This is a genomic window from Rhodococcus sp. MS13, from assembly GCF_013277835.1.
Lineage (GTDB): Bacteria > Actinomycetota > Actinomycetes > Mycobacteriales > Mycobacteriaceae > Rhodococcus_F > Rhodococcus_F erythropolis.
The window spans coordinates 149,325-175,740 of record NZ_VBTL01000004.1 but is presented as its reverse complement, the minus strand read 5'-3'; the positions used below and the strand labels follow the sequence as shown (position 1 = coordinate 175,740).

Below are 26,416 nucleotides of genomic sequence, written 5' to 3'. Positions count from 1 at the left end.
GGGGTGCAAAAACCCAGCTCGGCAACGGAGCCACCGTGCCGAGCTGGGCTGATCGGGGTGATATGGCAGTGATCAGGTGGGGACGATCAGGCGGAGACGATCAGGCGGGGACGATCAAGCCGGTCGAGGCTGTGGCCGTCGCGTATCGCTGTGCAACGTCTTCCCAGTTGATGACGTTCCAGTAGGCCTTCACGTAGTCGGCCTTGACGTTCTTGTACTGCAGGTAGAAGGCGTGCTCCCACATGTCGAGCATGAGCAACGGAACGATACCGATGCTGATGTTGCCTTGCTGGTCGGTGAGTTGCTCGATGACCAGGCGCTGCCCGACCGTGTCGTAGGCCAGTACCGCCCAGCCAGACCCCTGCAAAGTCGTTGCTACAGCGGAGAAGTGGTTGACGAATGCGTCGAAGGTACCGAAGTGCTCGTCGATCGCGGCTGCCAACTCGCCTTCTGGTCGCTCACCGCCGTTGGGGGAGAGGTTCTTCCAGAAGATCGAGTGATTGGTGTGGCCGCCGAGGTGGAAGGCGAGGTTCTTACTGAGCAGCGGCGCCTTCGCAGTGATCGTGCCGTCTTCGCGTGCAGCAGCCAACTGCTCGATTGCGCTGTTGGCGCCCGCCACGTACGTGGCGTGGTGCTTGCTGTGGTGCAGTTCCATGATCTCGCCGGAGATGTGCGGTTCGAGCGCGGCGTAGTCGTAGTCCAGCTCGGGGAGAACGTATTCAGTCATGTGACATGCCTTCCTTTGAGGAAATGTTGTGAGACGAGAGATTTCGATAGGTTCGATCGTGATAGACGAGCGGCGCTGACACGTGCTGCGGATCGATGACGTCGACGACGCGGGCGGTGACAATCACTGCGGAGCCACACGTCGTGGCATTCAAGGGAACCGCCCGCAAGGCGTGGCCCGTGCCGTGCAGGAATGGTTCACCCGTCGACAGAAACGACCAGCGCATGTCGTCTCCGAAGCGCACAGCGCCGCGGGTCGCGAACGTGGCCGCCAGTCGCTCGTTCGCCGAATTTGCCAGGTGAACAACAAAACTGCTTGCGGAAGCAATGACGCTCGCAGAACCACGCAACGACTGCAGTGAGAACGCCAGAACTGCCGGATCGGCGCTGATCGAGATCACCGAAGACGACGTGATGCCGGCCGGGCCGTCATCGCCCGTCGCGGTGATGATCGAGACGCCGGCGGGATGATTTCGGAATGCCTCGACGAATGCGCTTCGGATGGACGGCGCCGAATCAACAGCGACATCCGAAACAGGTTGGGTGCCAACCAATTTTGTCGTCACACTTAGCACCTCTTCTGACTCGGGTTTTGCTGTCGTTGCACTGTCTTGTGCAATACCGACGTTAAAACCTCGAGTGCAGTTGAGGTCAAGGTGCTGTGGCGGACCTCACCGTCCGAGCTTGGCTGCCAGACGTTCCATGTATCCGACCACCTCTTCGGGGCTCTTGTCCGGAGTGCCGAACATCGCCTCCGTGACACCGATATCTGCCCAGTGGGCGAGCTTCTCCGGATCGGGTTTGCCTGCCAGGACGGTTATTTCAGGCTCGCCGACTCTACCTGCTTCGGCCCAGATCTTTCGGAGCAGTTCCACGTTTCCGTCGATCTCCTGCTCGATCGGTGTGGTGATCCACCCGTCGGCAGACTTTGCGATCCACTTGAAAGTCTTCTCGTTGCCGCCGCCGCCCAAGAGGATGGGCGGACGGGGCTTCTGAACTGGCTTGGGCCAGGCCCAACTTGGCCCGTACTTCACGAATTGGCCGTCGTACGAAGCTTCTTCCTTCGACCACAGTTCACCCATGGCTTCGAGATACTCCCGGAGTGCGGTCCGGCGTTTGTTGGGCGGTACGCCGTGGTCGGCGAGTTCCTCTGCATTCCAGCCGAATCCGACTCCGAAAACCACGCGTCCGTCGGAAAGATGGTCCAGCGATGCGATGGTTTTCGCGAGAGTGATCGGATCGTGTTCGAGGGGGAGGGCCACCGAGGTGCCCAATCGGATGGTGCTCGTGACCGACGCGGCGGTGCCGAGGGCAACCCAGGGGTCGAGTGTGCGCATGTAACGGTCGTCGGGCAATTCTGCCGACTGGGTTCCGGGGTGATCGGAATCCCTCGATACGGGGATGTGAGTGTGCTCCGGAACGTAGAAAGCGTCGAATCCATTCGCCTCCGCAGCCTTTGCTGCATCGGCAGGGCGGATGCCGCGATCACTGGTGAACAGGCTGAGTCCGTAGCGCACTGGTTCTCCTTCGATGGTCCGTCGAAAAACTGTAACCTGTTGCATCTTCGTTCGGATAGGTTTCCAGCCCAGTAAATCGATTGCCGACGTGACCGGGGGCGTGGTGAACTCGGGCGGAGTTGTTGTGGGCCGAGAGGTGGATGCAGTAGAGATGGACGCAGTGGAGATGAATCGGTTGTCGTGGAATGCGGCGACCGTCGCTCACAACAGTCACAAAGGTGACCAAGCACAGTTCTTTCGCAACGGCGGGTCGACCTTGTTTCCGGAAGAAGTGGCGCTGCTCGGCGAGATCGACGGCTCCTCGATTCTTCATCTGCAGTGCAATTCCGGTCAGGATTCGTTGAGTTTGGCTGCTCTCGGTGCCGCGGTGACCGGCGTCGACATCTCGGATTCTGCGATCGACTTCGCGCGAACATTGTCTGCGGAATCCGGCATTGCCGCCGATTTCGAGCGAGCGGATGTATCTGCGTGGCTCCGAGATGCCGGCGCTACCGGGAGGACGTTCGATCGAGTCTTCTCTTCGTACGGAACGGTGATCTGGTTACCCGATCTCGACGAGTGGGCCGAGGGGATTGCCGGTGTTCTGGCGCCGAACGGTCGATTCGTTCTGGTGGAGTTTCATCCGTTTGCCATGTGTTTCGACGAGAAGTGTTCGCTGACATACCCGTACGGAGGCGGGACTCCCGTGACCGAACCCGGTGGCGTCGGCGACTACGTGGCAGATTCAGCCGATCTCGTCTTGCCGGGCGCTCAGGGAGACGGAGTCGAGAACTTCGAAAATCCCTTCCCTTCATGTGAATTCAACTGGTCCATCGCCGAGGTGCTCGGCGCCCTGCGGCGTGCCGGATTGACGCTCGAGTCCTTCGACGAGTACCCGTACGCCAACGGTTGGCAAGGATTCGAGGAGATGGCAGAACGCGGCGGCAAGCGTTGGGGAGTCCCGGCCGGACGACCAGAGATACCGCTGATGTATTCGCTGTCTGTTCGCTTGGCCGACTGACGCCTATTTCCCCCGCATTTGCGGGTAATTGCAGACACAGGTAGTAATTACCCCCATGCCCACGACGCCACTGACACGACGCATCGCCGTCGACCTGTGCCGTCTTGGTGCCAACTGCTGTTGCTGTTGATTCCTTCCGACTCTCCTGAGTGAGAACGGCGCCGCTCTGTGCGCCTTCGCCCCTGCATATGCGCTCGTTGCTGCATGTGTGCCGGAATTTTCCGTACGTCGAGGAAGAACAGCGATGTCGACTCCTGTCGAAGCAATAGAACCAACACCAGTCGCGGAACCGAACCGTGAACCGCGTCGGCCGTGGACTTCGAGTGTGACCACTGTCGGACTGCCGGTGCTTTCCGTGATCGCATTCTTGGCCTTGTGGCAGGTCGCCGCGGCGAGCGGCACCTGGAGTGAGACCTTCGTGCCCTTTCCGAGCACGGTCTGGCATGCCTTCGTCAACACGATGACCACGCACGACGGAGTGCGTGGCTACCAGGGGTATTTGCTCTGGGAGCACCTCTACATGACGCTGCGACGGGTGCTGGTCGGTGTGATCATCGGCGTCGGCTTGGGCGTGATCTTAGGTTTGGCAATGGGATCGGTGACGTGGCTGCGGAGCCTGCTCGAACCGTGGTTGACCTTCCTGCGGGCACTGCCGCCCTTGGCGTACTTCTTCCTGCTGGTGATCTGGCTGGGAATCGACGAGGCGCCGAAGATCACGCTTCTGGCGCTGGCTGCCCTCCCGCCGGCAGCAGTGGCCACCACAGCTGCTGTTGTCGCGGCACCCGTCGGGCTGGTCGAAGCTGCCAGGGCGCTGGGAGCCTCACGGGCACAAGTGATCCGAGACGTGGTTGTCCCGTCGGCGCTGCCTGAAACTTTCACGGGCATTCGCTTGTCGGTGGGTATGGCGTACTCGTCAGTTGTCGCGGCCGAATTGTTCAACGGCATCCCCGGAATCGGCGGAATGGTCAAGGATGCAAGCAATTACAACAACACTCCGGTAGTGCTGGTGGGGATCTTCGCCATCGGATTCTCCGGTTTGATCATCGACGGACTGTTGCGGGCTGCTGAGCGCCGCGCCGTTCCCTGGAGGGGAAAAGTATGACCGACAACGAGATATATGGCAGCATTTCCGAGCCCAGCGGCAATCTGAAGCGCAACAGCAATCCGAACCGCAACGAGGGAAGGGCTTCCCGGACGGCGTTCACGGTGCTGATCGGCGTTCTTGCCCTTGTTCTCGGTGCGTGCTCGGTGGATCATTCGGGCCAGGATTCGTCCAAGGAAACGATCCGTATCGCTTACCAGTCGTTCCCGAGCGGCGACTTGATAGTCAAGAACAATCGCTGGCTCGAAGACGCACTGCCCGAGTACAACGTGAAGTGGACGAAGTTCGATTCGGGAGCCGACATCAACACCGCCTTCATCGCCGGTGAAATCGATTTCGGCGCAATCGGTTCGAGTCCGGTTGCTCGTGGCCTCTCGGCGCCGCTGAACATTCCGTACCAGGTCGCGTTTGTTCTCGACGTGGCCGGCGACAACGAAGCCCTGGTGGCGCGCAACGCAACCGGAATCAAGACCGTCGCAGATCTGCGTGGCAAGAAAGTGGCCACGGCATTCGCCTCTACCGCGCACTACAGTCTGCTGGCAGCACTGAACCAGGCCGGACTCAGTGCTGACGACGTCCAGTTGGTGGATCTCCAGCCGCAAGCATCCCTCGCTGCCTGGCAGCGAGGTGACATCGATGCCGTCTACACCTGGTTGCCCACGCTCGACGAACTCCGTAAGGACGGAACACAGTTGATCGCCAGCCGCGAGCTCGCGACGGCTGGAAAGCCGACACTCGATCTTGGTGTGGTGTCGACCGCGTTTGCCAAGGACCACCCCGAGATCGTCGACACCTGGCGCCAGGTTCAGGCCCGCGCGCTCACGACAATCGCCACAGACCCGGACGCGGCAGCGGAAGCTGTTGCCGCGCAATTGGGCGCCTCGAAGGAAGACGCGGCAGCGCAACTGAAGCAGGGAGTGTTCCTCACTCCCGAGCAGATCTCCTCGCCGGAATGGCTGGGCACCGAAGGCGCTCCCGGGAATCTGGCAGTGAACCTGCAGAGTGCAGCGCAATTTCTGGCCGAGCAGAAGCAGATCGACAGTGTGCCTGATCTGGCGGTCTTTCAGAATGCTCTCTATGTGAAGGGGCTTCCCGATGTCCTTGACCAGTAGCGAGACCGCACAGCAGGCCGCGGGAGGATTCGCTGCCGACCGCCCGGGCGCGATCCGAATCGACACCGTCTCGCACAAGTACGGCCACGGTCGAGAGTCCGTCACGGCACTCGGGCCGGTATCGATCGACGTCGCCCCTGGTGAGTTTCTGGTCCTCGTCGGAGCGTCGGGTTGCGGCAAGAGCACATTGCTGCGGCTGATTGCGGGTTTCGAAAATCCTTCCAGTGGAACAGTTCAGGTATCAGGATCCGACCCGATTCCAGGGTCGAGTGCCGGCGTGGTGTTTCAGCAACCACGACTGTTTCCGTGGAAATCGGTGGGCGGCAACATCGATCTGGCACTCAAATATGCCGGGGTGACGAAGAGCGAACGCGGGCGAAGGCGCGACGAGCTTCTCGACCGCGTCGGTCTGGGCGGCACAGCGGACCGGCGTATCTGGGAAATATCCGGCGGGCAGCAGCAGCGGGTGGCAATTGCCCGGGCCTTGGCGGCCGAAACGTCGTTGCTGTTGCTGGACGAGCCCTTTGCCGCATTGGACGCCCTCACTCGCGAGCGTCTGCAGGAGGACCTCCGCAGTGTCAGTGCCGAATCGGGGCGAACAAGTGTCTTCGTCACTCACAGTGCCGACGAGGCGGCCTTTCTCGGCTCCCGCGTCGTAGTTCTGACAAGCCGGCCCGGCAAGGTCGCACTGGACCTGAAAATCGATCTGCCACGAACCGGCGTCGATCCCGACGATCTCCGAGGCTCACCCGAATACGCGGCATTCCGAGCCGAAGTCGGCCATGCGGTCAAGGTTGCTGCTGCAGCGTAGGTACCCTGCGCGTCGACTACCAGGTGGCCGCGTCGATAATAGGAAGGAGAACGTGCAGGACACGACGAACAAGGAGTGGTCATGGCAACTGAGGTGGAGTCCGGTGACCTCGTGCAGGCAGCCGGCCATGCGGGTCCGTGGACGGTAGTCGAAGTTCGCCAGGGCATGGCGTTGCTCGAACACAGTGACGGGCACAGGTTGTCGCGTCGAACGACGACGTTGACCGTCGTCCGCAAGGGCTCGGGCAAGAAGACGACGGCGGTCGACGACGGGAAAGACGAAAACGGGTCGCCTACCCTGTTCGACTGACCTTCTGTCAGCCCGAGACGGCGTCAGCTGGAGAAGACGTCGTCGACGCGTTTGTCGAAGTACTCGGCGATTCGGAACGCCAGCGACAGACGCGGGTCGAAGTGTCCCTTCTCGATCGAGATGACGGTTTGGCGCGTGATTCCGAGTGCGTCGGCGCACGCTTGCTGTGACAATCCGGCCGCCGTCCTGAGTTCTTGAAGATTGTTGCGCATCAGATCTCGATCGTGGGGGCGCGGTCCCTCGACACCGCCCAGTACCGAATTCCGAAGTCGACCAGGCCGAGGGCAGTGAAGATCAGGAGCGGCAGTTCGGGAGCGCCGAAGACATTGTGCGCGATCAGCGCGATTCCCATGGCAGTGATCAAGTCTGTGAACGCGCCGAATCCGGCCTTGCGACTCCATTCTGTTTCGACGGTGTCCTCGGGATAGGCGGGAGCCTTGTTCTTTTCCGATGGGAAAAGGGCCCATACCGATCCGATGCAAGCCGGCGCCATGACGATTGCGAAGACGACGAAGGTCAACGTCTTCTGGTCGCCGGCGGTCAGTGCTGCGAAAAAGCCGAGGGTCAGCGTTACTGCGACGCCGATGCCGATAACCAGGCTCCACCGTGCCGTGGTGCTCATGAAGCCTCCCGGATGTAAGAGTTCTTTGACAGGGTTGAGCGTAGATTCACGCACGCCGTATGTCAAAGAACTCTTACATCGCGCTCCGGGTCACGCGATTCCGAAAGGCGCTGCGTATGAAAACTTCCCCGTCTGATCAGCGCGATGTGTGGTGAGCGTTCTGATCTGAAAGTGAGCGCCCCACTCAGCTTCCGGAGACTCCACTCCGACGTCCGTGCTGGTGACGAATCCGAACCGCGGGTAGTACTCGGTGCTGCCCAAGAGTGCGATCAGCGGCACGTCCAGGGCGTCGCACGCGCCGACCACCGCGTGCATCAGTGCCGAACCAACCCCGCTGCGCTGGTTACCCGGGGTGACAGCCAGCGGGCCGAGGCCAACAGCCTCCACGGGACCTACCCATCCGCGTGTCCCGATCACGAAGCCGACGATCTCACCGCCGGCTACGGCGACCAGCGACAACTTCGGTAAGTAGTCGTCCGAGGCGAAGAGTTGGCGTGTCAGTTCGATCTCGTAGGGAGTCTCGCCGGGCGGTGCCTGGTCGCCAAACGCCGCCCCGAGCAGTGAATAGATGGCGTCACGGTCGGAAGAAGTTTCGCGGCGGATGTACATGGCCACGAAACTACCCGGTTCACTTCGGATTGTGCTCCCCGTTTTCGGCCTGACGTGCCACTCGCTTTTCGTAGTCCGCACGCCCGTTCGGATCTACCGATGTCAGTGCGCGGCGATCGTCGATCACCCGGCGGCCGATGTTGATGATCCATTCGGGGACCAGTGCGTCGACGAGATCCCAGCCCGCAAGGTAACGGGGAACTGCAGTTTCGGCTCGCCGATGCGCGACCGTGTCGACGACGGCCTTGGCCACTACCTCGGGCTCAACCGTCGGCATTCCCTTTCCGAGTGGCACGCCTGACGAGAGGCCGGTCCGCACCGCGCTGGGCAGGATCGCGCTGACGCTGACCCCGGAATCTGCGAATTCGACACGGGCAGAAGCCGAAAGACCCACTGCGCCGAACTTGCTGGCGTTGTACACGGCCATCCCGGGTACCGGAAGTTTGCCTGCCATCGATGCGATGTTGACGACGTGCCCGCGTCGTCGATCCACCATGCCGGGCAACACGGCGCGCATCCCGTGAATAGGCCCCCAGATGTTGACGTCGAGGGTGACTCGACTGGTGGCGTCGGACTCGTCGAGGAAGCTGCCGAGCGGCATCACTCCCGCGTTGTTGACGAGAATGTCGATGTGGCCGAATTCGCCGATCACCTTGGAGACGAACACATCCCAGGAATCGCGTGAGGTGACGTCCAGCAGGTAACCGCGGGCACGTGGGCCGATGGACTCCGCTGTGTCGGCGGCCGTCTCCTCGTCGAGATCGCCGACGCATACGAGTGCACCGCGAGTAGCGAACAACTTGGCTGTCGCCCGGCCGATTCCGCGGCCACCGCCCGAGATGACGACGACCGCTCCGTCGAGATCGATCGGCGGGTAGGTGGTGCCGAAGAGGCTCATGCGGTGTACTCCGGTTCCGGACTGGTGGTGGGTTCAGACGGCGTGGGTTCAGGGGGCGTGTTGTCTGACTCAGGGTTCGACGTGTGGTTGTAGGCATACGGATCGAAGTCCCGTAGCCGTCGACGCATGGCGCCGGACGACCACGGCCAGTTGAAACTGTTGCGGCCGTTGACGTCGAAGAAATAGCTTTCGCAACCACCGGCGTTGTAGACCGTGGTCCCCAATGCCTCCTGAACCTGAGAGTTGAAGGCTGCCTGAACTTCCTCTCGCACGTCGATGGTCTGCCAGCCGTGACGACGGGCGTGGCCGATTGCCTGCGCCACATAGTTCAGTTGGGCTTCCAAGATCATGAACGCCGATGTGTGCCCGGTGCCGAGGCTGGGGCCCAGCAGAATGAACGCGTTGGGGAATCCACTGACGGCGGAACCGAAGTACGCCTGCGGGCTTCCCTGCCAATGATCGTCGAGTGATCGACCTTCTCCGTCGAATACCTTGGATGCGATGGGCATGTCGAGGATGTGGAAGCCCGTTCCGAAGATGATGGCGTCCACCTCCGCCTCCACTCCGTCGGCGCCGATCACGGTGTTACCGCGGATCTGCTCGACGGCGTTGGCATGGACGCTGACGTTGGGTTTGCCGAGGGCCGGATAGTACGAGTTCGACATGAGCAGTCGCTTGCAACCGAGGGTGTAATCGGGAGTCAATGCCTTGCGCAGCTTCGGATCGCGTACCTGCAGGCGCAATTGGGCTGACCCGAGTTTCTGCACGATTCGCAGGATCCACGGATTACGGAATCCCAATCCGAGCGCTTCCATGATTCCGTATTCGATGCTGCGCAAGGCTTTCTGTGCTCCCGGCACGAATCGCATGACGGACCTTTCGATCCGCGGTACGTAGTGATCGGGTTTGGGAAGAACCCATTGAGCGGTTCGCTGGTAGAGGTGAAGGGCGGAGACCTGGGAAACGATGCGCGGAACGAACTGGACTGCCGAGGCTCCGGTTCCTACGACGGCGACGCGTTTTCCGGTCAGGTCGTAGTCGTGATTCCACTGCGAGGAATGAAACACCTCTCCCTCGAACGCTTCCAGTCCGGGGATCGCCGGTGTCAGGGGTTCGTTCCATGGGCCGGCAGCGGCTATCACGAAGCGAGCAGTCAGTTCGCCGATGGAAGTTGTTATCTTCCAAAGTGATTGCGACGCATCCCATCGCGCGGAGAGCATTTCGACCCCGAAGCGAACGTGTTTGTCGACTCCGTGCGTGCCCGCCGTGGTCTCGATGTATTCGCGGATCTCCGGTTGCTCCGCGAACAAGCGCGTCCAATCCGGATTGGCGGCAAAGGAGTACGAGTACAGACCGGATGGAACGTCGCAGGCGCACCCGGGATAGGTGTTGGCGCGCCAGGTTCCACCGAGGGAGTCGGCCTTCTCGAGGAGTGCGAAGTTGTCGATTCCGAGACGCTGCAGGTGGATAGCCGCGCCGATTCCGGAAATTCCACCGCCGATGATCACGACCTCGAAGTGGTCAGATTCGTTGTTCACTGAGTCTGCGCTTTCACTGGTGGGAACGAGTGGGCTGGAACGGGTGCACATCGAGTTCGCGCTTGACACTCGCACGTGTTGTACGCAGCGATGATTCGAAGGTGGCGAGCCGTCGGCGGCCGTCCATGAAGTTGGCGCCCATCACGGCAAGGTCGTCGTCGGTGGCATCGATTCGTATGACTCTGGTACCCGCGGAGCGGACCAGTTCGATCTCCTGATCGAGCCCCTTGGACATGGCATTGCGCAGGGCACTGCGTTCGATACGGGCGGCGCCGCGCGCCGGCCTCAGGGTTCGAGAAGCCATGGGCGCCAGTACAACCAGCTCGTCCAGTTGAAGGGGGAGCAGAAGGTCTACCGAAGCCGTGGATGCGGCGCCGCCGTCGATGTACCTGACGCCGTCGATCGTCACGGGTGGAAACCAGCCGGGAATCGCCCATGACGCTCGGAGCGCTTCACCGACGGTCACTTTCGGAGCCCCCTGTGCCCCGAATGCGACCCGTCGCCCCGTTCTGTAGTCCATGGATACCATGTACGCGTTCGGATGTGGGAGCCACGAATTGCCCGGAGCAAGTGATTCGGCGAGCGTAGTGAGCCAGGACGGGTCGCCGCCACCAACCGGTGCGATTCCGCTCATCCGGCTCAGAACCGGAAGGTCTCGACGCGTGAGGAGTCGTGGATTGCCGACGCCCAGTCTCGGAAGTGGCGGGAGCTTTCCGGGCGCCGACGCGATGTGGGTGAGGAGCTCGGGGCGTGCGGCGGCGTTGCCGAGTTGCATGGCAACCAACTCGTCGACACCGACTCCGCTGCCGAGCATCGTCACGAACTCGGCGCCGGCGGACGTCCCGATGATGGCTGTGGCTTCCCGTGGGTCCCAGTCGAGTGCATCCCGGACCGAGGCGAGCGCGGCAACAGTCCAGGCAAAACCGAGAGTGCCGCCGCAGCCGATGGCCAAGCCGCGTCTCGGTGCGCTGTTTTGGCGCACGGTGGTACCGGTCACATCTGAAGTCATGTTTCGGAGACTATCAGTATCCGAATAACGTTGGTACCCCAAAATTGGTTTCAGTACTCCACTCGACGACCGTCCGCGATATTCGGCTACCGTGGGAATCTCGATACCGAGGACCACTGGGAGGTTCCGATGGCGCGATTGACCAGGCAGGAAGCGCAGGCGCTGACCCGCGAGACCCTGTTGGCGACGGCCGTCGAGCACTTTCTCGATCGCGGATACGCCGCGGCCTCTCTCGATCAGATCGCCGAGGACGCCGGGTACTCCAAGGGGGCGGTGTACTCGAATTTCAAGAACAAGGATGAATTGTGTGCCGAAGTTCTCGGCCGGATCAGGCTGACCAAGGTCGGTGAGATCACTGCGCAACTCGGGGCGAAATCGACCCTCGACGATGCGGTGGCTGAATTCGCGCGGTGGGCCGAGCGAACAATCGGGGACCAGAGGTGGACGCTGCTCGAGGTCGAGTTCTCGGTGAGATCGCGGCACAGCGAGGACATTCGGGAGAAGATCGCGGCGGGTGCCGACCAGGTGCGCGGACTGATCGCCGGATTGGTCCAACACCTCACGGAATCCAACGGGGTGACGCCGACGCTGGATCCGGACGCAGCCGCGCTGCGAATGCTCAGCGTCGGAATCGGTTTGGGGCTACAGCGCGCAATCAGCCCAGAGCTTCCCGTCGATCCGCTGGTGGATACGGTGCGGGAGATTCTGTCGGGCGGCTGAGGAGTGCGCGGAGCATGCCGCCGATCTCGGCGACCGCTGCACGGGATCCGGCACTGGGCCCCAGAATGTTGACGAAGCCGTGGATGAAGCCGGGATAGCGTCGATCCGTGACATGAACACCGTTGTCTCGCAATCGTGCTGCGTACGCTTCGCCTTCGTCTCGGAGTGGATCGAATCCCGCCGTGATCACGATGGCTGGTGGCAGTCCGGCCACGTCGGGGGCGCGTAGCGGCGACACCAACGGGTCGAGTCGATCGGCATCCTTGCCGAGGAAGCTGGACTCGTAGAAGTTCATATTGGCCTCGGTCAGGAAGAAGCCTTCACCGAACGTCGTTCTCGAGGGAGCCTTCTCGTGAAAGTCGGTCGCGGGGTAGATCAACAGCTGTGCTGCCGGTGGGGTCTTGCCGTCGTCGCGGGCACGCAACGCCACCGTCGCGGACAGGTGCCCGCCCGCACTGTCTCCTCCGACAGCGATGCGTGTCGGGTCTGCCCCGAACTCTTCGGCGCGGTCGACGATATCCTGGTACGCGGAATAGGCGTCGTTTACCGGTGTGGGGAAAGCGAATTCGGGTGAAAGCCGGTAGTCGACCGAGATGACCCGTGCGCCGGAGGTCTCGGCCAACAGGCGACACGGAGCGTCGTGGGATTCGATGCCGCCCTGTACCCAGCCGCCGCCGTGGAAGTAGGCGAGCAGAGCGCCGGAGTCGGCAGTCGGAACGTAGAGCCGGGCGCGGAGCGGGCCGTCGGAGCCCGAAACGGAGATCTCTTCGGTGCGGACCTGCGCGGGCCTGCCACCCATCATGATCGCGGTTCGGGTGAGATTGGCGCGAGCAGCGGCGAGTGACTGGGGATCGGTGGAATGTGAGGGGAGTGGCCGCGTCTTCGCAAGCGTGAGCAGCAGGTGTGCGTCGGCGTCGAGCGTGTTGCCCTCGATGACGACGGGTGGCCCGGTGATTCGACGTTTCACCGCGCTGGGCAGCGCGAATGCGGCTGCTACCAAGGACGCTTCGGCGCGATCTCGAATGCTGCGGCTGCTGGCCTGCTTCACGGATTCCGACACGTGGCGCAGACTACCAAGCATGACTACTGCGGCACTGTCGATCACGCAGATCGAGAACACACATCTGGTTCGGTGCGGTCACGCCAATTGGGTCCTGGTCGAAGAGGGGGCCGATCTGACGTTGATCGACGGCGGATACCCGGCCAACGGCGCCGACGTCGAACGCTCGATCGAGCAGATCGGTCACCAGCTCGGGGATGTTCGGGCAATCCTCGTCACTCACGCGCATGTCGATCACATCGGTGGAATCGCGGACATCGTGACTCGGCTCCAGGTTCCGGTCCTGATGGATCCGTTGGAAGTGCCCCACGCGAAGCGGGAGTACCTGCAGCAGTTGTCGCCGGCCAAAGTTCCGTTGCTGTTGTGGCGGCGAGGCGCTCCGAAGTGGCTACTCGACGTGATCGGAGCAGGCGCATTGAGAGGCGCGGAACTGCCTCGCGCACAGGCCTTTGCGGCAGGTGGTGCGCTGGACGTTCCCGGTCGGATCGTACCGATTCCTACCCACGGGCATACCGACGGCCACAGCGCTTACCTTGTCCCCGAGGCAGGAGTCATCGCGTCGGGTGACGCTCTGGTGACCGGACATGCGACGTCGAGCGTCGCCGGACCACAATTTCTGGTGTGCCCCTTCAACCATGACCGTGGAGCGACGGACCAGGCGTTGGACAATATTGCCGCTGCGCCCGCCGGCGCGCTGTTTCCCGGACACGGGCCGGTCTACGAAGGCAGCTTGGCTGCCGCAGTCGAACAGGCCCGAGCGGGCCGGACAAGGATGCGTCCATGAGTACTGTCGAAACGGTCGACGAAGGCGCGGTGCACGGTTTCCTGCACCGCCCCGAGTCAGTGCCCGTCGCAACCCTGGCATTGACCCACGGCGCCGGAAGTAATTGCGACACTGTGCTGTTGCGTGCTGTCGCCGACGGCTTTGCTGCAGCAGGAGTGCAAGTTCTGCGCTTCGATCTCGCGTTTCGGGTGCGTCGAGCTTCGGGGCCGCCGCATCCGTCGCGTGCTGCGGAGGATCGTGCGGGCATTGCCGAGGTGATTGCCGCTGTTCGCTCGGACTACTCGGTGCCCGGACCCGTTCTGCTCGGCGGACATTCGTACGGCGGTCGGCAGGCGTCGATGCTGGCAGCGGAAAACCCGGGACTTGTCGACGGCCTGGTCCTGCTGTCCTATCCACTGCATCCACCGAAGAAGCCCGAGAAGCTCAGAACCGAACACCTGCCCGACCTGAACACACCCGCCGTTGTCGTCCACGGATCGAAGGACGAGTTCGCGACGACGGAGGAGATACAGGCAGCACTCGACCTGGTTCCCGCCGCGACACGTCTGGTGGAGTTCGAAGGAGCGCGACACGACTTGTCCGTGGTGAAATTTCCGGTGGTGGAGGCGACAGTCGCGGCCGTATCGGCTTTGTTCGTGTTCTGAACGCCGAGCGGGCAGTTGCCCGTGTCGGTGGTTCCTGGTGAGATCGAATCATGAGTGCCCAGCCGTATCAGCCCAGTGCCCTGTCCGACGTCACGGTGAGCGTCGACGGGGACGACACAGTCGTCAGCTTCCCTCGGGTGCTGCCGTATCCCGTCGAGAAGGTGTGGGAGGCGATCACCGACCCGGAGATGTTGGCGCAATGGACGCCGTACACCGCCGATCGGAATCTGAGCCGTACCGGTGACGCCGTGATCACCATGCTCACCGAGGACGGTGCCCCCGAAATGTCGCTGCCGGTCACCGTTCACGTTGTGGAGACCACTCGGCGGCTCGAACACGAGTGGGGCCCGGACGAATTGGTGTGGGACCTGACCTCGGTCGAGGGCGGCACCCGCGTCGCACTTACACAGAGGTCGCGCGCCGAGGGGATGGCGTCGGCACTCGCTGCCGGATGGCATTTGTGCTTCGACGTACTCGATGCCCTTCTGGCAGGCGAGCCCTTCGGACCGATCGTGGGCGAACGGGCGCGCGAGTACGGCTGGGACGCACTCAACTCCGGTTACGCGCGACAGTTGGGCATCGACGAATCTCAGGTTTGGTAGCTGCTCAGAGTTTGCGACTGGCAGGCTTTCTGGTGGAGGCTCGCACGATCAGTTCGACGGGAAGTTTCACGGATTCGACGTTCTTGCCGGAGATAAGTGCGAGTAGGTGCTCGAGCCCGGTCGCGCCGATCTTTCGGGCGGGGGACCTCACCGTTGTCAGGGGCACCGGGAGTTGCGAGACAACCGGAATGTCGTTGTAGCCGACCAGCGCAAGATCGTCGGGAATGCTCAACCCGAGATCACGGGCCACACCGAGTACGCCGATCGCGATGGTGTCGCTCACCGTGAAGACGGCGTCGGGGCGTGAATCCCCACCGAGCAATGTGGCCGCCGCATCGACACCCCCTTGAACTTCGAACTCGGACGCCACTATTCGGTTCGGCGGCAGTTCCAGACCGGCTTCGGTCAGGGCATCGCGGAAACCCGCGACGCGTTCCCGCGACGTGCTGGCGTGATCCGGCCCCGCGATCACTCCGAGATCGCGATAGCCGCAGTCCAGAAGATGCTTCCCCGCGAGGTAGCCGCCGAGGCGGTCGTCGCCGCTGACAAAGGGAAGACCTCGGTTCGGAGACGACGTCGCCGAGTCGATGTGCCGGTTCAGCAGCAGGATCGGGAGTGAGCGCAGGGGGAGCGAGTCGACGAAATCGGTACCCGGCAGGTGGATGCTGCTCAGCATGAGACCGTCGACCTGTCGGCTGACCAGGAACTCGACCGCTTTGCGCTGCGCGTCCAGATCGTCGGGTGGGCTGGAGAGAAGGACGGAGTACCCGGCTGCGGTGGCGGCTTCCTCGATGCCTTGGAACATCGTGGCCACCACGACGTCCGTCAGCCTCGGCATCACGACGCCGATGGTGGTGGTCTTGCGGGTACGCAGGCTGGCCGCCCACAGGTTCGGTTGGTAACCGAGTTCCTCGGCAACCTGACGAACTCGGAGTGCGGAGTCGGACCAACCGTCGGCGGGCTCGGGCTGACGGAGGACCCGCGACGCCGTCGAGATGTGGACCCCGGCCTGGTCGGCGATTTCGCGCAGCGTTGGCGGACGGCCGTTGCTGCGGTTCGACGGATCGGGCGTCATCTGCGTCGGGGCTCCTGGTGTGCGTCGGTTCTGAGCTGGTTCTGAGTCGGTTGGCCGTCCGGGGATTGACGGGTGTGCAACCGGGCTCTACTCTAGGCGATGCAAACGATTGCGCAATCGTTCTCGCAAAGGATTGCGCCCGAGAACACTGGAGGCCCTGTGACCACGCCGCAGTCCCTGTCCGAGCTTTTTGCCATCGACACCCTGCTGGACGCCGAGGAGATCGCGATCCGCGACACGGTCCGCAAGATGGTCGACGATCGCATCCGCCCGCACATAGGTGAATGGTTCGAAGCGGCAGCACTGCCGGCGCGTGAGCTGGCCAAGGAACTGGGCGCGCTCGGCGTTCTGGGCATGCACCTCGAGGGCTACGGCTGTGCCGGAATGAGCGCCACGGCGTACGGGTTGGCCTGCCAGGAACTCGAAGCTGTCGATTCGGGCATTCGCAGCCTCGTCTCGGTCCAGGGCTCACTGGCCATGTTCGCGATCCACCACAACGGAAGTGAAGAGCAGAAGGAAGAATGGCTCCCCCGGATGGCGGCGGGTGAAGCCATCGGCTGCTTCGGTCTCACGGAACCCGATTTCGGATCCAACCCCGGCGGTATGCGAACCAACGCCAAGCGCGACGGCGACGACTGGATCCTCAACGGCACCAAGATGTGGATCACCAACGGCTCCATTGCGGACGTCGCCGTGGTCTGGGCGCGAACAGACGACGGCGTGCGCGGATTTGTCGTTCCCACCGATACTCCGGGATTCTCCGCCCCCGAGATCAAGAACAAGATGTCGCTGCGCGCGTCGGTCACCTCGGAACTGGTGCTCGAGGACGTGCGTCTTCCTGCCTCGGCGATGCTGCCCAAGGCACGCGGACTTTCCGGGCCCCTCGGCTGCCTCAACGAGGCACGCTTCGGCATCATCTTCGGCGCGATGGGTGCCGCACGTGACTGCCTCGAGACCGCGATTTCCTACGCGCGTGATCGCAAGGTCTTCGACAAGTCGCTCGCCGCGTACCAGATCACCCAGGCCAAGATCGCCGACATGGCAGTCGAATTGGGCAAGGGGCAGTTGCTCGCCATCCACCTCGGACGCCTCAAGGACGCCGGGACGGTTCGCCCCGAGCAGGTCAGTACCGGCAAGCTCAACAATGTCCGCGAGGCCATCAAGATCGCCCGTGAATGCCGCACCATTTTGGGCGCCAACGGCATCACGCTCGAGTACCCCGTGATTCGCCACGCCAACAACCTCGAATCCGTTCTCACCTACGAGGGCACCTCCGAGGTTCACCAGCTCGTGATCGGTCGCGCTCTCACCGGTGAAGAAGCGTTCCGGTGACGGTCGACGCTGTCGGAGCACTCGACGGGCTGGTGATCGCGGATTTCGGTCGCGTCCTCGCCGGCCCGTACGCCACGATGATTCTCGCCGACCTCGGCGCGGAGGTAGTCAAGATCGAACGTCCGGGTGTCGGCGACGACACTCGTAGTTGGGGTCCGCCATGGGTCGGGGACGAGTCGAGTTACTTCCTGTCGGTGAACCGCAACAAGAAGTCGGTCACTCTGGATCTGCGCGAGCAGGAGGATCTGGAGAGTGCGCGTAAGTTGGTTCGCGGCGCGGATGTAGTGGTTCAGAACTTCCTGCCGGGAACGATGGACCGGCTGGGATTGGGTTACGACTCTGTGCGAGAAATGAATCCGCGTGCGGTCTACTGCTCGATCAGCGGCTTCGGTGGCAACAACTCTTTGCCGGGATACGACCTGTTGATCCAGGCGGTGGGCGGATTGATGAGTATCACCGGCCCCGATTCCAAGACTCCCACCAAGGTCGGCGTCGCGGTGGTCGACGTCATCACGGGCCTACACGCCAGCGTGGGAATCCTTGCAGCGCTGCGCCATCGCGATCGAACGGGCGAAGGACAGCACGTCGAGGTCAATCTGTTGTCCTCGTTGCTCTCCGCGCTCGCCAACCAGTCGTCCGGCTATGTTGCCGCGGGCGTGGTGCCTCAGGCAATGGGCAATCGACATCCGAGCATCGCACCATATGAGGTGTTCGACACCGCGGACCGTCCGCTGGTCCTCGCTGTCGGCAATGACCGGCAATTCGGTTCGTTGACAGAGGTTCTCGGAGTTCCCGAACTTGCCGCGGATGTGCGGTTCATCTCGAACCGGGATCGGGTCGCGCATCGAGAAGAGTTGTTCGATGCCGTCACTGCTGCGTTGGCCAAGGGCACTGCAGACTCGTGGTTCGAGGCGCTGACCGAGCGAGGTGTCCCGTGTGGACCTCTCAACGACATCGCCGACGCGATAGCGCTGGCGGAGCGACTGAATCTCGATCCGGTGGTGTCCATCGACGACCCGCGTCGCGATGCACCGACCCGCCAGGTAGCCAATCCGATTCGGATGAGCGGCACGCCGGCAACCTATCGGTCGGCCCCGCCGCGGTTGGGGGAGGACAGCGTTCCCACTCCGTCGGGAGTCAGTTGACCCAAGCGAATCGGCCACCGGAATACCGGTGGCCGATCTGCGTGTGTGGGTGACTCAGATGACCTTCAGGACCAGCTTTCCGGTGTTCGCACCGGCGAAGAGAAGGTTGAGGCTGTCGCCGAACGCGTCGATACCCCCGTCGACGACGTGCTCGCGGGCAGTCAATTCGCCACTCTTGATCCACTTTCCGATCTGCTCCTGCGCTTCTGCGTAGCGATCGAGGTAGTCGAAGACCACGAAGCCGGCCATCGTGGCCCGATTGACGAGAAGTGACAGGTAGTGCGCGGGGCCTGGCTGAGGCTCGGTGGCGTTGTAACCCGCGATGGCGCCGCAGATGACCACCCGAGCGCCCAGGCGCAAACGGGAGAGAGCAGCGTCGAGAATTTCTCCGCCGACGTTGTCGAAGTACACGTCGATACCGTCGGGAGCGTTGGACTTGAGCGCCTTGTAGACGGATTCGTTCTTGTAGTCGATGGCGACATCGAAGCCGAGGTCCTCGGTGAGCCACGCGCACTTCTCCGGACCGCCGGCGATGCCGATGACCTTGCATCCGTGGAGCTTTGCGATCTGACCGACCAGGCTGCCGACCGCGCCCGCAGCACCGGATACGACGACGGTGTCACCGTCTTTCAGCTTTCCGACGTCGAGCAGTCCGAAATATGCGGTGACGCCGGGGAATCCGAGAGCTCCGAGCCAGGTCGGTAGGGGAGCGATCGATTCGTCGACCCGGGTCACATCTGTTCCGTCGGACACTCCGTACTCGGAAGCGCCGAACGATCCCGCCACGATGTCCCCGACCTGGTAATCGGGGTGTTGGGATTCGGTGATGCGTCCGACGCCGTGGGCGCGCATGACGGAACCGAGCTTGACCGGCGGAACGTACGACTTGACGTCGTTGAGCCAACCGCGCATCGCGGGGTCGAGGGAGAGGTATTCGACCTTGACGACAAACTCACCCGGCCCGGCGGACGGGATCTCGGCGTCGACATATTCCCAGGTGGAAGCGTCGGGAAGTCCTGTCGGGCGGGCGGCGAGGCGTACTTGGCGGTTGGTCATCTCTCCCCTTCGGCGAAACGAATTGAACTTGAGGCCGGATTCAATATAGGTGATGGATCACGAACTGGGAAGAGTTGGATGAACCGATTGACGACTATGTATGTTCGATCGATGAGCAATGTCGTCGAAGACGCGCCTGGTTGGTTCACTCGGGCGCTGGAAGCGCCGGTCGAGACGGGGTCGGTGGAGGTCGAGGGCGCTTCGGTGCACTTTCGGGCTTGGGGGTCGGCGGGGCCGGGAATTGTGCTGATCCACGGCGGCGCAGCCCACAGTCGCTGGTGGGATCACATCGCGCCGCAGTTCGCCGAGGGGCGGCGCGTCGTCGCTCTCGATTTGACGGGCCACGGAGACAGTGACACTCGCGATGCCTACGCGATATCCCAGTGGGCTCGCGAGGTGCTGGCGGCGGCCGAGGCCGGGGGAATCGACGGCAAGCCGATTCTGGTGGGGCACAGTATGGGTGGGATTGTTTCCTTCGTGGCCTCGCATCTGCACGGCGAACTGTTGGACGGCGTTGTCATCATCGATTCGCCACTCAAGGCGCGGACGCCCGAAGAGGAGGCAGCTCGACGCCAGAATGCGTTCGGCCCCAAGAAAGTTTATCCCACCAGGGAAGACGCGATGGGTCGATTCCGCTTCGTTCCGCCCCAGGATTCGGGACTGCCTGCGGTGCGTGACCATGTGGCAGCCACGTCCATGGAGGAAGTTGATGGCGGTTGGTCATGGAAATTCGATCCGAACTTCTTTCTCCGAGTTGGCGCCGAAGATGTTCTCGACAGTGAACCACGTTGCCGCGTAGCCTATTTCCGAGCTGAGAACGGTATCGTGTCCGATCGACTCATGGAGCACATGCGTGGACTGTTCGGACCGGAGGCCATCGTGGCGGAGATTCCCGAAGCCGGCCATCACGTCATGATCGATCAGCCGTTGCAACTCGTGACCGGGGTGCGAACTGTGTTGAGTGCGTGGGCCGTCGCAAGTCAAGTGCCGGTAAATCAAGCGGCAGGTAACATCGAGGAAAGGGTAGAAGCATGAGCACGGAATTGACTCTCGAACCGAAAGTTGAAGCTGCACTGCAGTTGTGGCACACCATGATCGAAACCGGTGACCTGTCGGCACTACCGACCATTGTCGCGCCCGACGCGCAGTTCCGATCGCCCACCGGATTCAAGCCGTACCAGTCCGCGGATGCCGTTGTGCTCATTCTCAATACGGTGATCCAGGTGTTCGAGAATTTCGAGTACCACCGTCAGTTCGCCGGAGCCAACGGTCGGCAGGTCGTTCTCGAATTCAGTGCGAACATCGGAGACAAGAGCCTCAAGGGAATCGACATGGTCGAATTCGACGAGGACGGCAAGATCGTCGATTTCGAGGTCATGGTGCGTCCGGCCAGCGGGCTCGCCGCATTGGCTGCCGAGATGGGCCGCAGGCTCGGGCAGACGCTACCGACCTACAAGGCCTGACCTGAGTCCGGGCGCGGGCCCAGTCTGCCTGCTCAGCTGGTGCGGAATCCACCGTTGGAGTGAAGGAGTTGTCCTGTTATCCAGCCTCCGGCGTCGGACATCAGAAATCGAACGAGGTCTGCAGTGTCGCCGGGAGTACCCAGCCGGCCGGCAGGGGTCTGGAGGGTTGCGGCCTGTCTGATCTCCGGTGTCATCCATCCTGTGTCGATCGGTCCTGGGTTGATGACGTTTGCCCTTACGCCGCGTGATCCCAGTTCGACTGCGGCGGCGATGACGATGCGGTCGAGAGCGCCCTTGCTGGCCCCGTACGGAAGATTATGGGCCGCATGGTCGCTGGTGAGTGCGATGATCCGCCCAGTCACCTGACTGACGTCGCGTTGCTCCGGAAGGCGTTCAGCGAACGCTTTGATCAGCAGCCAAGAGGCGCGGGCGTTGACGGCGAAATGTCGTTCCCAGCTCTCGACGGTGGTATCGAGGATCGAGCTGTCGACGCTTTCGCAATGCGAGAGAACCAGCCCACGAAGGTCATTCCGCGATGCGGCAGCGTCAACGAGCTGTGCAGCCGCATCCGGCGAGGCCAGATCTCCGGGAACCAGGTCGACACGGCTCCCGAGTGCGCGACACTTCTCGGCAACGTCCTGCGGATCGTGCGCTCCGCGGACGAACCCGACGCGTTCGTCATAAGGCGCCCAGTAGCCGATCGTCAGATCCCAACCATCCTCGGCTAGACCCAATGCGAGGCTTGCTCCGATCGACTTGCTCCGGCCGACGCCGGTGATCAACACGGTCCCGCGCCTGTCAGACATTGCTCGCCTCCAGAGATGTCCTGCAATTCAAATGGGGTGAGGTCACTTCAGTTGGAAGCATCACTGTAGCGGGCGAGCTGTCGACTGTATCGAGCGAGCTGTCGCCGTAGGTGCCTCGACCTGACCAGTGTCTTGACACGGCGCTGGTCACAGCGTTTGACTGAGATGCAAGCTCGAGTTGATTCGCCGGACTGTGTCCCGGGAGGTTGACCTATGCGCGGCAATGGAATTGCAGGCAAGGCTTTCTCAGGCGAGGGCTGTAGACGTGGACAAGAATCTCACCGAGCAAGGTCTCATCGCGGGACCGTCTCGGTTCTGGCTTTGCTTGGGGTGTGCGTACTTTCGTTTGCCACCACGCAGATGGCCGGCGCTCAACCGGTTACAGAGAATGTCGATACCGGGTTCGTGATCCCTTTTGCCGGGGCACCGGTCTACGAGAGCGTCGCGCCCACGCAGATGACTACTCCAGATCAACTCAACCAGCCACTCGGTCAGCAGACTGCGGAAGAGATTGCCGCGCAGATCGGACTCGAGCCAGCCGACGCTTTGACCGAGGAGCAGTATCGCGACCTCATGACCGGCGGTGGGATCGGTGGCAATCTCGAGGATGCCGAGGTGATCGACGAATGCGCTCGGATTCTCACCAATACGAACGGGCGGCCCCTCTATTCCGGCACTTCGCCGTCGGTTCTGGCCAGTTACGGGTTGTACGTGAATCCCGACGGATTGCTGGAGAGTCCGGCCAACGCGGATGCGCCGACGCGACAGGTGAATACGCTGATCGCCCCTGGCGGTTTCGTGGGCACCTGGTTGCGCAACAACGGTGCAACGCACACTCTGATTGCGCTCTATCAGTCGGCATACACGGTGCAGGCAGTCTACGGATTTGCAGCGCAACAGATTTCGGGAGCAGCGCAGCTGGTGACCAACACCAAAGGCGATGTGAGTTCGGAAGTCGGCATGTCGATGGCGCCGCCGCTCTGGATAGTGAACTTCGCACTGCTCTACATCTTGAAGCCGTCACTGGCGGCGGCCATGCCTGCGCACTGGGCTCCCATTCCGCCTGCCGTTGCCGACGCCGTGAAGTCCAGTCCCACCGGCCAAGTCGCCTTCAGTGACTATGCGTCCTATTTCGAGTGATCGGTCTGCCGGACAGCGCTGACGAACTTCTCGATCAAAGCGTGGTCCTTGACGCCGCGGGAAGACTCGACGCCGCTGGAGACATCGACGCCCCAGGCACCGGTGGCATCCAGCGCGTCACGGACGTTCTCCGGGGACAGTCCGCCCGCCAGGATCCACTGGCCTTGGGGGCGCGATTGCTGTTGTGCCCAGTTCCACGGCACCCCGGATCCGGCGTCGGCGCCGTCGATCAGGAGCTCGTCCTCACCGAGGTCGAGGTTGTAACCGTCGCGGACGTTGCTGGAGACAACAGCGCGGATGACAGTGAGGCCGGCGTCGTGCAGCCGCTGCACTTGCTCGGCGTCGACCAGATCGTGAATCTGCACGGTACGAAGACCGGTGATCTCGGCGATCTCGAGGACCTGATCGATCGGGTTCCCGAGAAATACTCCGATTGCCCGGATGTGTTCGGGGATTCGTGCAAGAAGATCGACTGCGAGTGCGGGGTCGACTTTGCGGACGCTCTCGGCGAAGACGAAACCGATGGCGTCGACGCCCAGGCCCACCGCGAGGTCGACCGTGTCAGCGTCCCGCAGCCCACAGACCTTGATGAATGTCACCTGATACACAGTACTAGCGTCGTCGCCGTACCAGCGTCGTCGTCTAGCCTCGTGCGTGCGACATTTCTACGTGCGAGAGGCTTGACGTGGACTGGCTCTACCGAATCAGTTTGATCTCGGGACCACTGCCGGTGATCCTGACTGTGCTCGGGGTCCTGGGTGGTGTGTGGCTGCTCGGTTCGAACGTCCGCTGGTACTACCGCAGAGCGGTACCGATCGCGGGGCTGATCGCACTGGTGATCATGATCGCCGTCTGGATCACCGTCGAAAAGGTGATCGTGCCGTTCCCGGATCCCATCGAGATGTCGATCTACGTGTGGATCGGTATCGGTATCTACGCGGTGCTACTTCTCGGACCGCGAATCAAAGCGGGCGGAACCGTAGCCAAGGCGGCGCTGTCTGTGGTTGCGACTTTGCTGGTCATCGTCACCGCCGCGACGCAGATCAATCTGGTCTTTGCTGCCTACCCGACAGTGGGAATTGCCTTCGGACACGACGATTTCGACCGCATTTCACTCAGCGAAGTTCCCGGTCCGACGGATCCTGTTGTCACCGGCGATCCCACCGACACGGTGTGGAAAGCGCCGGAAGGCATGCCGATTCGCGGACGAGTCACGACTTTGCCTGTTCCCGGAACGATTTCGGGATTCTCCGCGCGCGATGCCCAGGTGTATCTGCCGCCGTCGTACTTCACTAATCCGCGTCCACTTCTTCCCGTGCTCGTGCTCATGGCCGGTCAGCCTGGCAAGCCCGAGGACTGGCTCCAGGGCGGAAAGCTCACCGCGACAATGGATGCTTTTGCCCGGGATCACGAGGGGTTGGCTCCGGTCGTCGTGATAGCCGATGGAACAGGTTCGCAGATGGCCAATCCGCTGTGCACCGACTCGTCGCAGGGCAAGGTCGGCACGTACCTGGCAAAGGACTTGCCCGCTGCAGTGGCGAATGCGTTCCAGATCGACACGAACCCGAGGGCGTGGGCCATCGGCGGACTCTCTTACGGCGGTACCTGCTCGCTGCAGATGGCTACCAACTACCCCGACGTGTATCCGACGTTCCTCGATCTCTCCGGTCAGTTGGAGCCCTCGCTCGGTGACCGACAGCGAACCGTCGACGAGATATTCGGCGGCGACGAGGCGGCATTCGTGAAGGTGAATCCGATGGACCTGCTGGCGACCCGGAAGTTCCCGAACTCGGGCGGAGTGTTCGTGGTCGGAACAGATGACAACGAGTTCAAGCCCGGCCAGCAAAAGGTGTACGAAGCGGCCAAAGCGGCCGGAATGGACGCCAGGTATCTCGAGCTTCCCGGTGGTCACAGCTTTTCGGTGTGGTCGGCCGGCGTCGAGCAGGAGCTGACGTGGATCTCGCAGCGAATGGGACTGATCAGCTGAATCCTGTTCCGGTTTTGGAACGTGTTCTATATTCGGTGTGTGGCTGCCGTTCGGCAGTCTCTCGATCGTTCACCGACTGGAGTTCAGGCACATGTACGAGTGGTCCGACACCGACCTGATGTTCCGCGACGCCTTGCGGGGCTTTATCGACAAAGAGGTGCGACCTCACGTCGACGAGCTCGAAAGTGGTGCGCTGCCGCCGTTCGACATCATTCGCAAGCTGTACTCGACCTTCGGTCTGGCCGACATGGCACGCGAGGGCCTCGAGAAGTCGCTCGCACGCGAGCGCGGCGATGCTCCGTCCGGTGACGGTGAGAAGTCGAGCGCCTTCAGTGGCGCCGGCAGCATGGGCGTTGTGCTCAACAGCGAATTGGCCGGCGTCAGCCTCGGTCTTGTCGCGTCGTTGGGCGTCAGCCTCGGATTGGCCGCCGGAACTATCCGTAGCCGCGGCACACTCGCGCAGAAGGAACGCTGGCTCCCCGGCTTGGTGACATTCGAAACCGTCGGTGCATGGGCGATCACCGAACCGGACTCCGGCTCGGATGCCTTCGGCGGTATGAAGTCCTACGTACGCCGCGACGGTGACGACTACATCCTCAACGGCAACAAGACCTTCATCACCAACGGTCCGTACGCCGACGTGATGATCGTCTACGCAAAGCTCGACGAAGGGGACGCTTCGGTTGATCGTCGTGACCGCAAGGTGCTCGCCTTCATCCTCGACAAGGGCATGGAGGGGCTCACGCAGAGCCCGCCGTTCAAGAAGATGGGAATGAACTCCTCGCCCACCGGTGAGCTGTTCTTCGACAACGTCCGCATCACCAAGGATCGTCTGCTCGGCGAAACCGAGGACAGCGGAAAGTCCGACGGAAAGTCCAGCGCCAAGGAGAGCTTTGCCGCCGAACGCATCGGCATCGCGTCGCTCTCGCTGGGCATCATCAACGAATGTCACCGTCTGAGCATCGAATACGCGAAGTCCCGCAAACTGTGGGGACGTGAGATCGGGCAGTTCCAGCTCATCCAGCTCAAGCTCGCCGAGATGGAGGTCGCTCGAATCAACGTGCAGAACATGGTCTTCAACGCGATCGAGCGCACCGCGGCCGGAGACAAAGTGAGCCTGGCGGAGGCGTCGGCGATGAAGCTGTACTCGTCGCGCGCAGCGACCGAGGTCGCGATGGAAGCCGTACAGCTGTTCGGTGGAAACGGCTACATGGCCGAATACCGAGTCGAGCAGTTGGCGCGTGATGCCAAGTCGCTCATGATCTATGCGGGCAGCAACGAAATTCAGGTCACCCATATCGCCAAGGGCCTCCTGGGCTGACACCGGAACGTTTTCGCTGGTCGGTCGA

At 62.3% G+C, this 26,416-nt stretch carries 30 protein-coding genes; 16 read left to right on the top strand and 14 right to left on the bottom strand.

All coding sequences use genetic code 11. From position 1 onward, the window contains the following. Positions 1-100 precede the first annotated feature (100 nt). From FEZ59_RS09185 to FEZ59_RS09175, 3 genes are all read right to left on the bottom strand, one after another. Positions 101-727 (bottom strand): superoxide dismutase, encoded by a 627-nt coding sequence (locus tag FEZ59_RS09185; protein WP_003940303.1) that lies wholly within the window; start codon positions 725-727, stop codon positions 101-103. Beyond that, positions 720-1,292, bottom strand: a complete 573-nt coding sequence (locus FEZ59_RS09180) for a flavin reductase (RefSeq protein ID WP_021332083.1) — start codon at positions 1,290-1,292, stop codon at positions 720-722. Before FEZ59_RS09180 ends, FEZ59_RS09185 begins: the two co-directional genes overlap by 8 nt. A 105-nt stretch (positions 1,293-1,397) precedes the next feature. Then, positions 1,398-2,243, bottom strand: coding sequence for an LLM class F420-dependent oxidoreductase (locus tag FEZ59_RS09175; protein ID WP_020908963.1), 846 nt, complete (start codon positions 2,241-2,243; stop codon positions 1,398-1,400). An 88-nt stretch (positions 2,244-2,331) separates the two neighbouring features. On the opposite strand from FEZ59_RS09175, the gene FEZ59_RS09170 reads away from it, so the two are divergent. The 5 genes from FEZ59_RS09170 (at position 2,332) to FEZ59_RS09150 (ending at position 6,577) form a co-directional block, all read left to right on the top strand. After that, a complete protein-coding gene (locus FEZ59_RS09170) occupies positions 2,332-3,243 on the top strand; it encodes a class I SAM-dependent methyltransferase (RefSeq protein ID WP_134999084.1) in 912 nt (303 codons plus the stop codon). A gap of 244 nt (positions 3,244-3,487) precedes the next feature. Continuing rightward, the gene (locus FEZ59_RS09165) at positions 3,488-4,345 is read left to right on the top strand and encodes an ABC transporter permease (protein ID WP_021332086.1); all 858 of its coding nucleotides are present in this window, start codon (positions 3,488-3,490) and stop codon (positions 4,343-4,345) included. Beyond that, on the top strand, positions 4,342-5,457 hold the full coding sequence (locus FEZ59_RS09160; RefSeq protein WP_172932557.1) for an aliphatic sulfonate ABC transporter substrate-binding protein: 1,116 nt from the start codon (positions 4,342-4,344) through the stop codon (positions 5,455-5,457). Before FEZ59_RS09165 ends, FEZ59_RS09160 begins: the two co-directional genes overlap by 4 nt. Then, positions 5,441-6,268, top strand: coding sequence for an ABC transporter ATP-binding protein (locus FEZ59_RS09155; RefSeq protein WP_019745131.1), 828 nt, complete (start codon positions 5,441-5,443; stop codon positions 6,266-6,268). The genes FEZ59_RS09160 and FEZ59_RS09155 overlap by 17 nt, the downstream gene beginning before the upstream one ends. An 81-nt stretch (positions 6,269-6,349) precedes the next feature. Beyond that, a complete protein-coding gene (locus FEZ59_RS09150; RefSeq protein WP_021345436.1) occupies positions 6,350-6,577 on the top strand; it encodes a hypothetical protein in 228 nt (75 codons plus the stop codon). Between the two features lie 23 nt (positions 6,578-6,600). Here FEZ59_RS09150 and FEZ59_RS09145 read toward each other — a convergent pair whose 3' ends face one another. The 6 genes from FEZ59_RS09145 to FEZ59_RS09120 all read right to left on the bottom strand — a co-directional run bounded on the left by FEZ59_RS09145 (position 6,601) and on the right by FEZ59_RS09120 (position 11,253). Continuing rightward, positions 6,601-6,789 (bottom strand): helix-turn-helix transcriptional regulator, encoded by a 189-nt coding sequence (locus FEZ59_RS09145; protein WP_019745129.1) that lies wholly within the window; start codon positions 6,787-6,789, stop codon positions 6,601-6,603. Continuing rightward, complete coding sequence (locus tag FEZ59_RS09140; protein ID WP_020970646.1) at positions 6,789-7,199, bottom strand: hypothetical protein; 411 nt, start codon at positions 7,197-7,199, stop codon at positions 6,789-6,791. The genes FEZ59_RS09145 and FEZ59_RS09140 overlap by 1 nt, the downstream gene beginning before the upstream one ends. A gap of 90 nt (positions 7,200-7,289) precedes the next feature. Next, positions 7,290-7,808 (bottom strand): N-acetyltransferase, encoded by a 519-nt coding sequence (locus tag FEZ59_RS09135; protein ID WP_020970645.1) that lies wholly within the window; start codon positions 7,806-7,808, stop codon positions 7,290-7,292. A 19-nt stretch (positions 7,809-7,827) separates the two neighbouring features. Further along, the gene (locus FEZ59_RS09130; RefSeq protein ID WP_134999085.1) at positions 7,828-8,706 is read right to left on the bottom strand and encodes an SDR family oxidoreductase; all 879 of its coding nucleotides are present in this window, start codon (positions 8,704-8,706) and stop codon (positions 7,828-7,830) included. Next, entirely contained in the window at positions 8,703-10,244 is a 1,542-nt protein-coding gene (locus tag FEZ59_RS09125; protein ID WP_134999086.1) for an NAD(P)/FAD-dependent oxidoreductase, read from the bottom strand. Before FEZ59_RS09125 ends, FEZ59_RS09130 begins: the two co-directional genes overlap by 4 nt. A 13-nt stretch (positions 10,245-10,257) precedes the next feature. Further along, entirely contained in the window at positions 10,258-11,253 is a 996-nt protein-coding gene (locus FEZ59_RS09120) for a patatin-like phospholipase family protein (protein WP_172932556.1), read from the bottom strand. A 129-nt stretch (positions 11,254-11,382) separates the two neighbouring features. Between FEZ59_RS09120 and FEZ59_RS09115 the strand changes: the two genes are divergently transcribed. Further along, positions 11,383-11,973 carry a TetR/AcrR family transcriptional regulator gene (locus FEZ59_RS09115; protein WP_019745124.1) on the top strand — a complete coding sequence of 197 codons (591 nt, stop codon included), beginning with the start codon at positions 11,383-11,385 and terminating at the stop codon, positions 11,971-11,973. On the opposite strand, the gene FEZ59_RS09110 is transcribed toward FEZ59_RS09115, so the two are convergent. Beyond that, positions 11,909-13,033, bottom strand: coding sequence for an alpha/beta hydrolase (locus tag FEZ59_RS09110; RefSeq protein ID WP_230090997.1), 1,125 nt, complete (start codon positions 13,031-13,033; stop codon positions 11,909-11,911). The two genes, FEZ59_RS09115 and FEZ59_RS09110, sit on opposite strands and share 65 nt — an antisense overlap. A 19-nt stretch (positions 13,034-13,052) precedes the next feature. On the opposite strand from FEZ59_RS09110, the gene FEZ59_RS09105 reads away from it, so the two are divergent. The 3 genes from FEZ59_RS09105 to FEZ59_RS09095 are packed head-to-tail and all read left to right on the top strand — an operon-like array spanning position 13,053 to position 15,063. Then, positions 13,053-13,817, top strand: a complete 765-nt coding sequence (locus FEZ59_RS09105) for an MBL fold metallo-hydrolase (RefSeq protein WP_080909541.1) — start codon at positions 13,053-13,055, stop codon at positions 13,815-13,817. Further along, positions 13,814-14,461, top strand: coding sequence for an alpha/beta fold hydrolase (locus tag FEZ59_RS09100; protein WP_113682487.1), 648 nt, complete (start codon positions 13,814-13,816; stop codon positions 14,459-14,461). The genes FEZ59_RS09105 and FEZ59_RS09100 overlap by 4 nt, the downstream gene beginning before the upstream one ends. A gap of 50 nt (positions 14,462-14,511) precedes the next feature. Next, positions 14,512-15,063, top strand: a complete 552-nt coding sequence (locus tag FEZ59_RS09095) for an SRPBCC family protein (protein WP_029256137.1) — start codon at positions 14,512-14,514, stop codon at positions 15,061-15,063. Positions 15,064-15,067: 4 nt separating this feature from the next. Here the strand turns inward: FEZ59_RS09095 and FEZ59_RS09090 are convergent, their stop codons facing one another. Beyond that, the gene (locus FEZ59_RS09090) at positions 15,068-16,138 is read right to left on the bottom strand and encodes a LacI family DNA-binding transcriptional regulator (protein WP_020970637.1); all 1,071 of its coding nucleotides are present in this window, start codon (positions 16,136-16,138) and stop codon (positions 15,068-15,070) included. A 159-nt stretch (positions 16,139-16,297) separates the two neighbouring features. On the opposite strand from FEZ59_RS09090, the gene FEZ59_RS09085 reads away from it, so the two are divergent. Together FEZ59_RS09085 and FEZ59_RS09080 are read left to right on the top strand one after the other, a co-directional pair. After that, entirely contained in the window at positions 16,298-17,470 is a 1,173-nt protein-coding gene (locus tag FEZ59_RS09085; protein WP_046380332.1) for an acyl-CoA dehydrogenase family protein, read from the top strand. Then, positions 17,467-18,615, top strand: coding sequence for a CoA transferase (locus tag FEZ59_RS09080; RefSeq protein WP_084324880.1), 1,149 nt, complete (start codon positions 17,467-17,469; stop codon positions 18,613-18,615). The genes FEZ59_RS09085 and FEZ59_RS09080 overlap by 4 nt, the downstream gene beginning before the upstream one ends. 54 nt (positions 18,616-18,669) lie before the next feature. On the opposite strand, the gene FEZ59_RS09075 is transcribed toward FEZ59_RS09080, so the two are convergent. Then, positions 18,670-19,671, bottom strand: coding sequence for an NADP-dependent oxidoreductase (locus FEZ59_RS09075; protein ID WP_020908948.1), 1,002 nt, complete (start codon positions 19,669-19,671; stop codon positions 18,670-18,672). Between the two features lie 111 nt (positions 19,672-19,782). On the opposite strand from FEZ59_RS09075, the gene FEZ59_RS09070 reads away from it, so the two are divergent. Both FEZ59_RS09070 and FEZ59_RS09065 read left to right on the top strand, forming a co-directional pair. Next, entirely contained in the window at positions 19,783-20,706 is a 924-nt protein-coding gene (locus FEZ59_RS09070; RefSeq protein ID WP_019745115.1) for an alpha/beta hydrolase, read from the top strand. After that, a complete protein-coding gene (locus tag FEZ59_RS09065; protein WP_046379194.1) occupies positions 20,703-21,134 on the top strand; it encodes a nuclear transport factor 2 family protein in 432 nt (143 codons plus the stop codon). The genes FEZ59_RS09070 and FEZ59_RS09065 overlap by 4 nt, the downstream gene beginning before the upstream one ends. Positions 21,135-21,166: 32 nt before the next feature. Here FEZ59_RS09065 and FEZ59_RS09060 read toward each other — a convergent pair whose 3' ends face one another. Then, entirely contained in the window at positions 21,167-21,940 is a 774-nt protein-coding gene (locus FEZ59_RS09060) for an SDR family oxidoreductase (RefSeq protein WP_134999090.1), read from the bottom strand. Between the two features lie 213 nt (positions 21,941-22,153). Here FEZ59_RS09060 and FEZ59_RS09055 point away from each other — a divergent pair, with 213 nt between their 5' ends. After that, positions 22,154-23,080, top strand: coding sequence for a hypothetical protein (locus FEZ59_RS09055; RefSeq protein ID WP_134999091.1), 927 nt, complete (start codon positions 22,154-22,156; stop codon positions 23,078-23,080). Here FEZ59_RS09055 and FEZ59_RS09050 read toward each other — a convergent pair. After that, positions 23,068-23,679, bottom strand: coding sequence for a phosphoribosylanthranilate isomerase (locus tag FEZ59_RS09050; RefSeq protein ID WP_134999092.1), 612 nt, complete (start codon positions 23,677-23,679; stop codon positions 23,068-23,070). The genes FEZ59_RS09055 and FEZ59_RS09050 overlap by 13 nt on opposite strands. Positions 23,680-23,765: 86 nt before the next feature. On the opposite strand from FEZ59_RS09050, the gene FEZ59_RS09045 reads away from it, so the two are divergent. Beyond that, positions 23,766-25,067 carry an alpha/beta hydrolase-fold protein gene (locus FEZ59_RS09045; RefSeq protein WP_134999093.1) on the top strand — a complete coding sequence of 434 codons (1,302 nt, stop codon included), beginning with the start codon at positions 23,766-23,768 and terminating at the stop codon, positions 25,065-25,067. Between the two features lie 91 nt (positions 25,068-25,158). Then, complete coding sequence (locus tag FEZ59_RS09040; protein ID WP_007733810.1) at positions 25,159-26,388, top strand: acyl-CoA dehydrogenase family protein; 1,230 nt, start codon at positions 25,159-25,161, stop codon at positions 26,386-26,388. The last annotated feature ends 28 nt before the right edge of the window (positions 26,389-26,416 follow it).

Bases quoted from the DNA above. Each gene is read 5' to 3' on its own strand.
- FEZ59_RS09185 (WP_003940303.1), bottom strand. From the start codon at position 727: ATGACTGAATACGTTCTCCCCGAGCTGGACTACGACTACGCCGCGCTC.
- FEZ59_RS09100 (WP_113682487.1), top strand. From the start codon at position 13,814: ATGAGTACTGTCGAAACGGTCGACGAAGGCGCGGTGCACGGTTTCCTG.
- FEZ59_RS09095 (WP_029256137.1), top strand. From the start codon at position 14,512: ATGAGTGCCCAGCCGTATCAGCCCAGTGCCCTGTCCGACGTCACGGTG.
- FEZ59_RS09160 (WP_172932557.1), top strand. From the start codon at position 4,342: ATGACCGACAACGAGATATATGGCAGCATTTCCGAGCCCAGCGGCAAT.
- FEZ59_RS09120 (WP_172932556.1), bottom strand. From the start codon at position 11,253: ATGACTTCAGATGTGACCGGTACCACCGTGCGCCAAAACAGCGCACCG.
- FEZ59_RS09155 (WP_019745131.1), top strand. From the start codon at position 5,441: ATGTCCTTGACCAGTAGCGAGACCGCACAGCAGGCCGCGGGAGGATTC.
- FEZ59_RS09060 (WP_134999090.1), bottom strand. From the start codon at position 21,940: ATGTCTGACAGGCGCGGGACCGTGTTGATCACCGGCGTCGGCCGGAGC.
- FEZ59_RS09105 (WP_080909541.1), top strand. From the start codon at position 13,053: ATGACTACTGCGGCACTGTCGATCACGCAGATCGAGAACACACATCTG.
- FEZ59_RS09090 (WP_020970637.1), bottom strand. From the start codon at position 16,138: ATGACGCCCGATCCGTCGAACCGCAGCAACGGCCGTCCGCCAACGCTG.
- FEZ59_RS09130 (WP_134999085.1), bottom strand. From the start codon at position 8,706: ATGAGCCTCTTCGGCACCACCTACCCGCCGATCGATCTCGACGGAGCG.
- FEZ59_RS09040 (WP_007733810.1), top strand. From the start codon at position 25,159: ATGTACGAGTGGTCCGACACCGACCTGATGTTCCGCGACGCCTTGCGG.
- FEZ59_RS09115 (WP_019745124.1), top strand. From the start codon at position 11,383: ATGGCGCGATTGACCAGGCAGGAAGCGCAGGCGCTGACCCGCGAGACC.
- FEZ59_RS09140 (WP_020970646.1), bottom strand. From the start codon at position 7,199: ATGAGCACCACGGCACGGTGGAGCCTGGTTATCGGCATCGGCGTCGCA.
- FEZ59_RS09145 (WP_019745129.1), bottom strand. From the start codon at position 6,789: ATGCGCAACAATCTTCAAGAACTCAGGACGGCGGCCGGATTGTCACAG.
- FEZ59_RS09135 (WP_020970645.1), bottom strand. From the start codon at position 7,808: ATGTACATCCGCCGCGAAACTTCTTCCGACCGTGACGCCATCTATTCA.
- FEZ59_RS09065 (WP_046379194.1), top strand. From the start codon at position 20,703: ATGAGCACGGAATTGACTCTCGAACCGAAAGTTGAAGCTGCACTGCAG.
- FEZ59_RS09055 (WP_134999091.1), top strand. From the start codon at position 22,154: ATGCGCGGCAATGGAATTGCAGGCAAGGCTTTCTCAGGCGAGGGCTGT.
- FEZ59_RS09070 (WP_019745115.1), top strand. From the start codon at position 19,783: ATGAGCAATGTCGTCGAAGACGCGCCTGGTTGGTTCACTCGGGCGCTG.
- FEZ59_RS09075 (WP_020908948.1), bottom strand. From the start codon at position 19,671: ATGACCAACCGCCAAGTACGCCTCGCCGCCCGCCCGACAGGACTTCCC.
- FEZ59_RS09165 (WP_021332086.1), top strand. From the start codon at position 3,488: ATGTCGACTCCTGTCGAAGCAATAGAACCAACACCAGTCGCGGAACCG.
- FEZ59_RS09150 (WP_021345436.1), top strand. From the start codon at position 6,350: ATGGCAACTGAGGTGGAGTCCGGTGACCTCGTGCAGGCAGCCGGCCAT.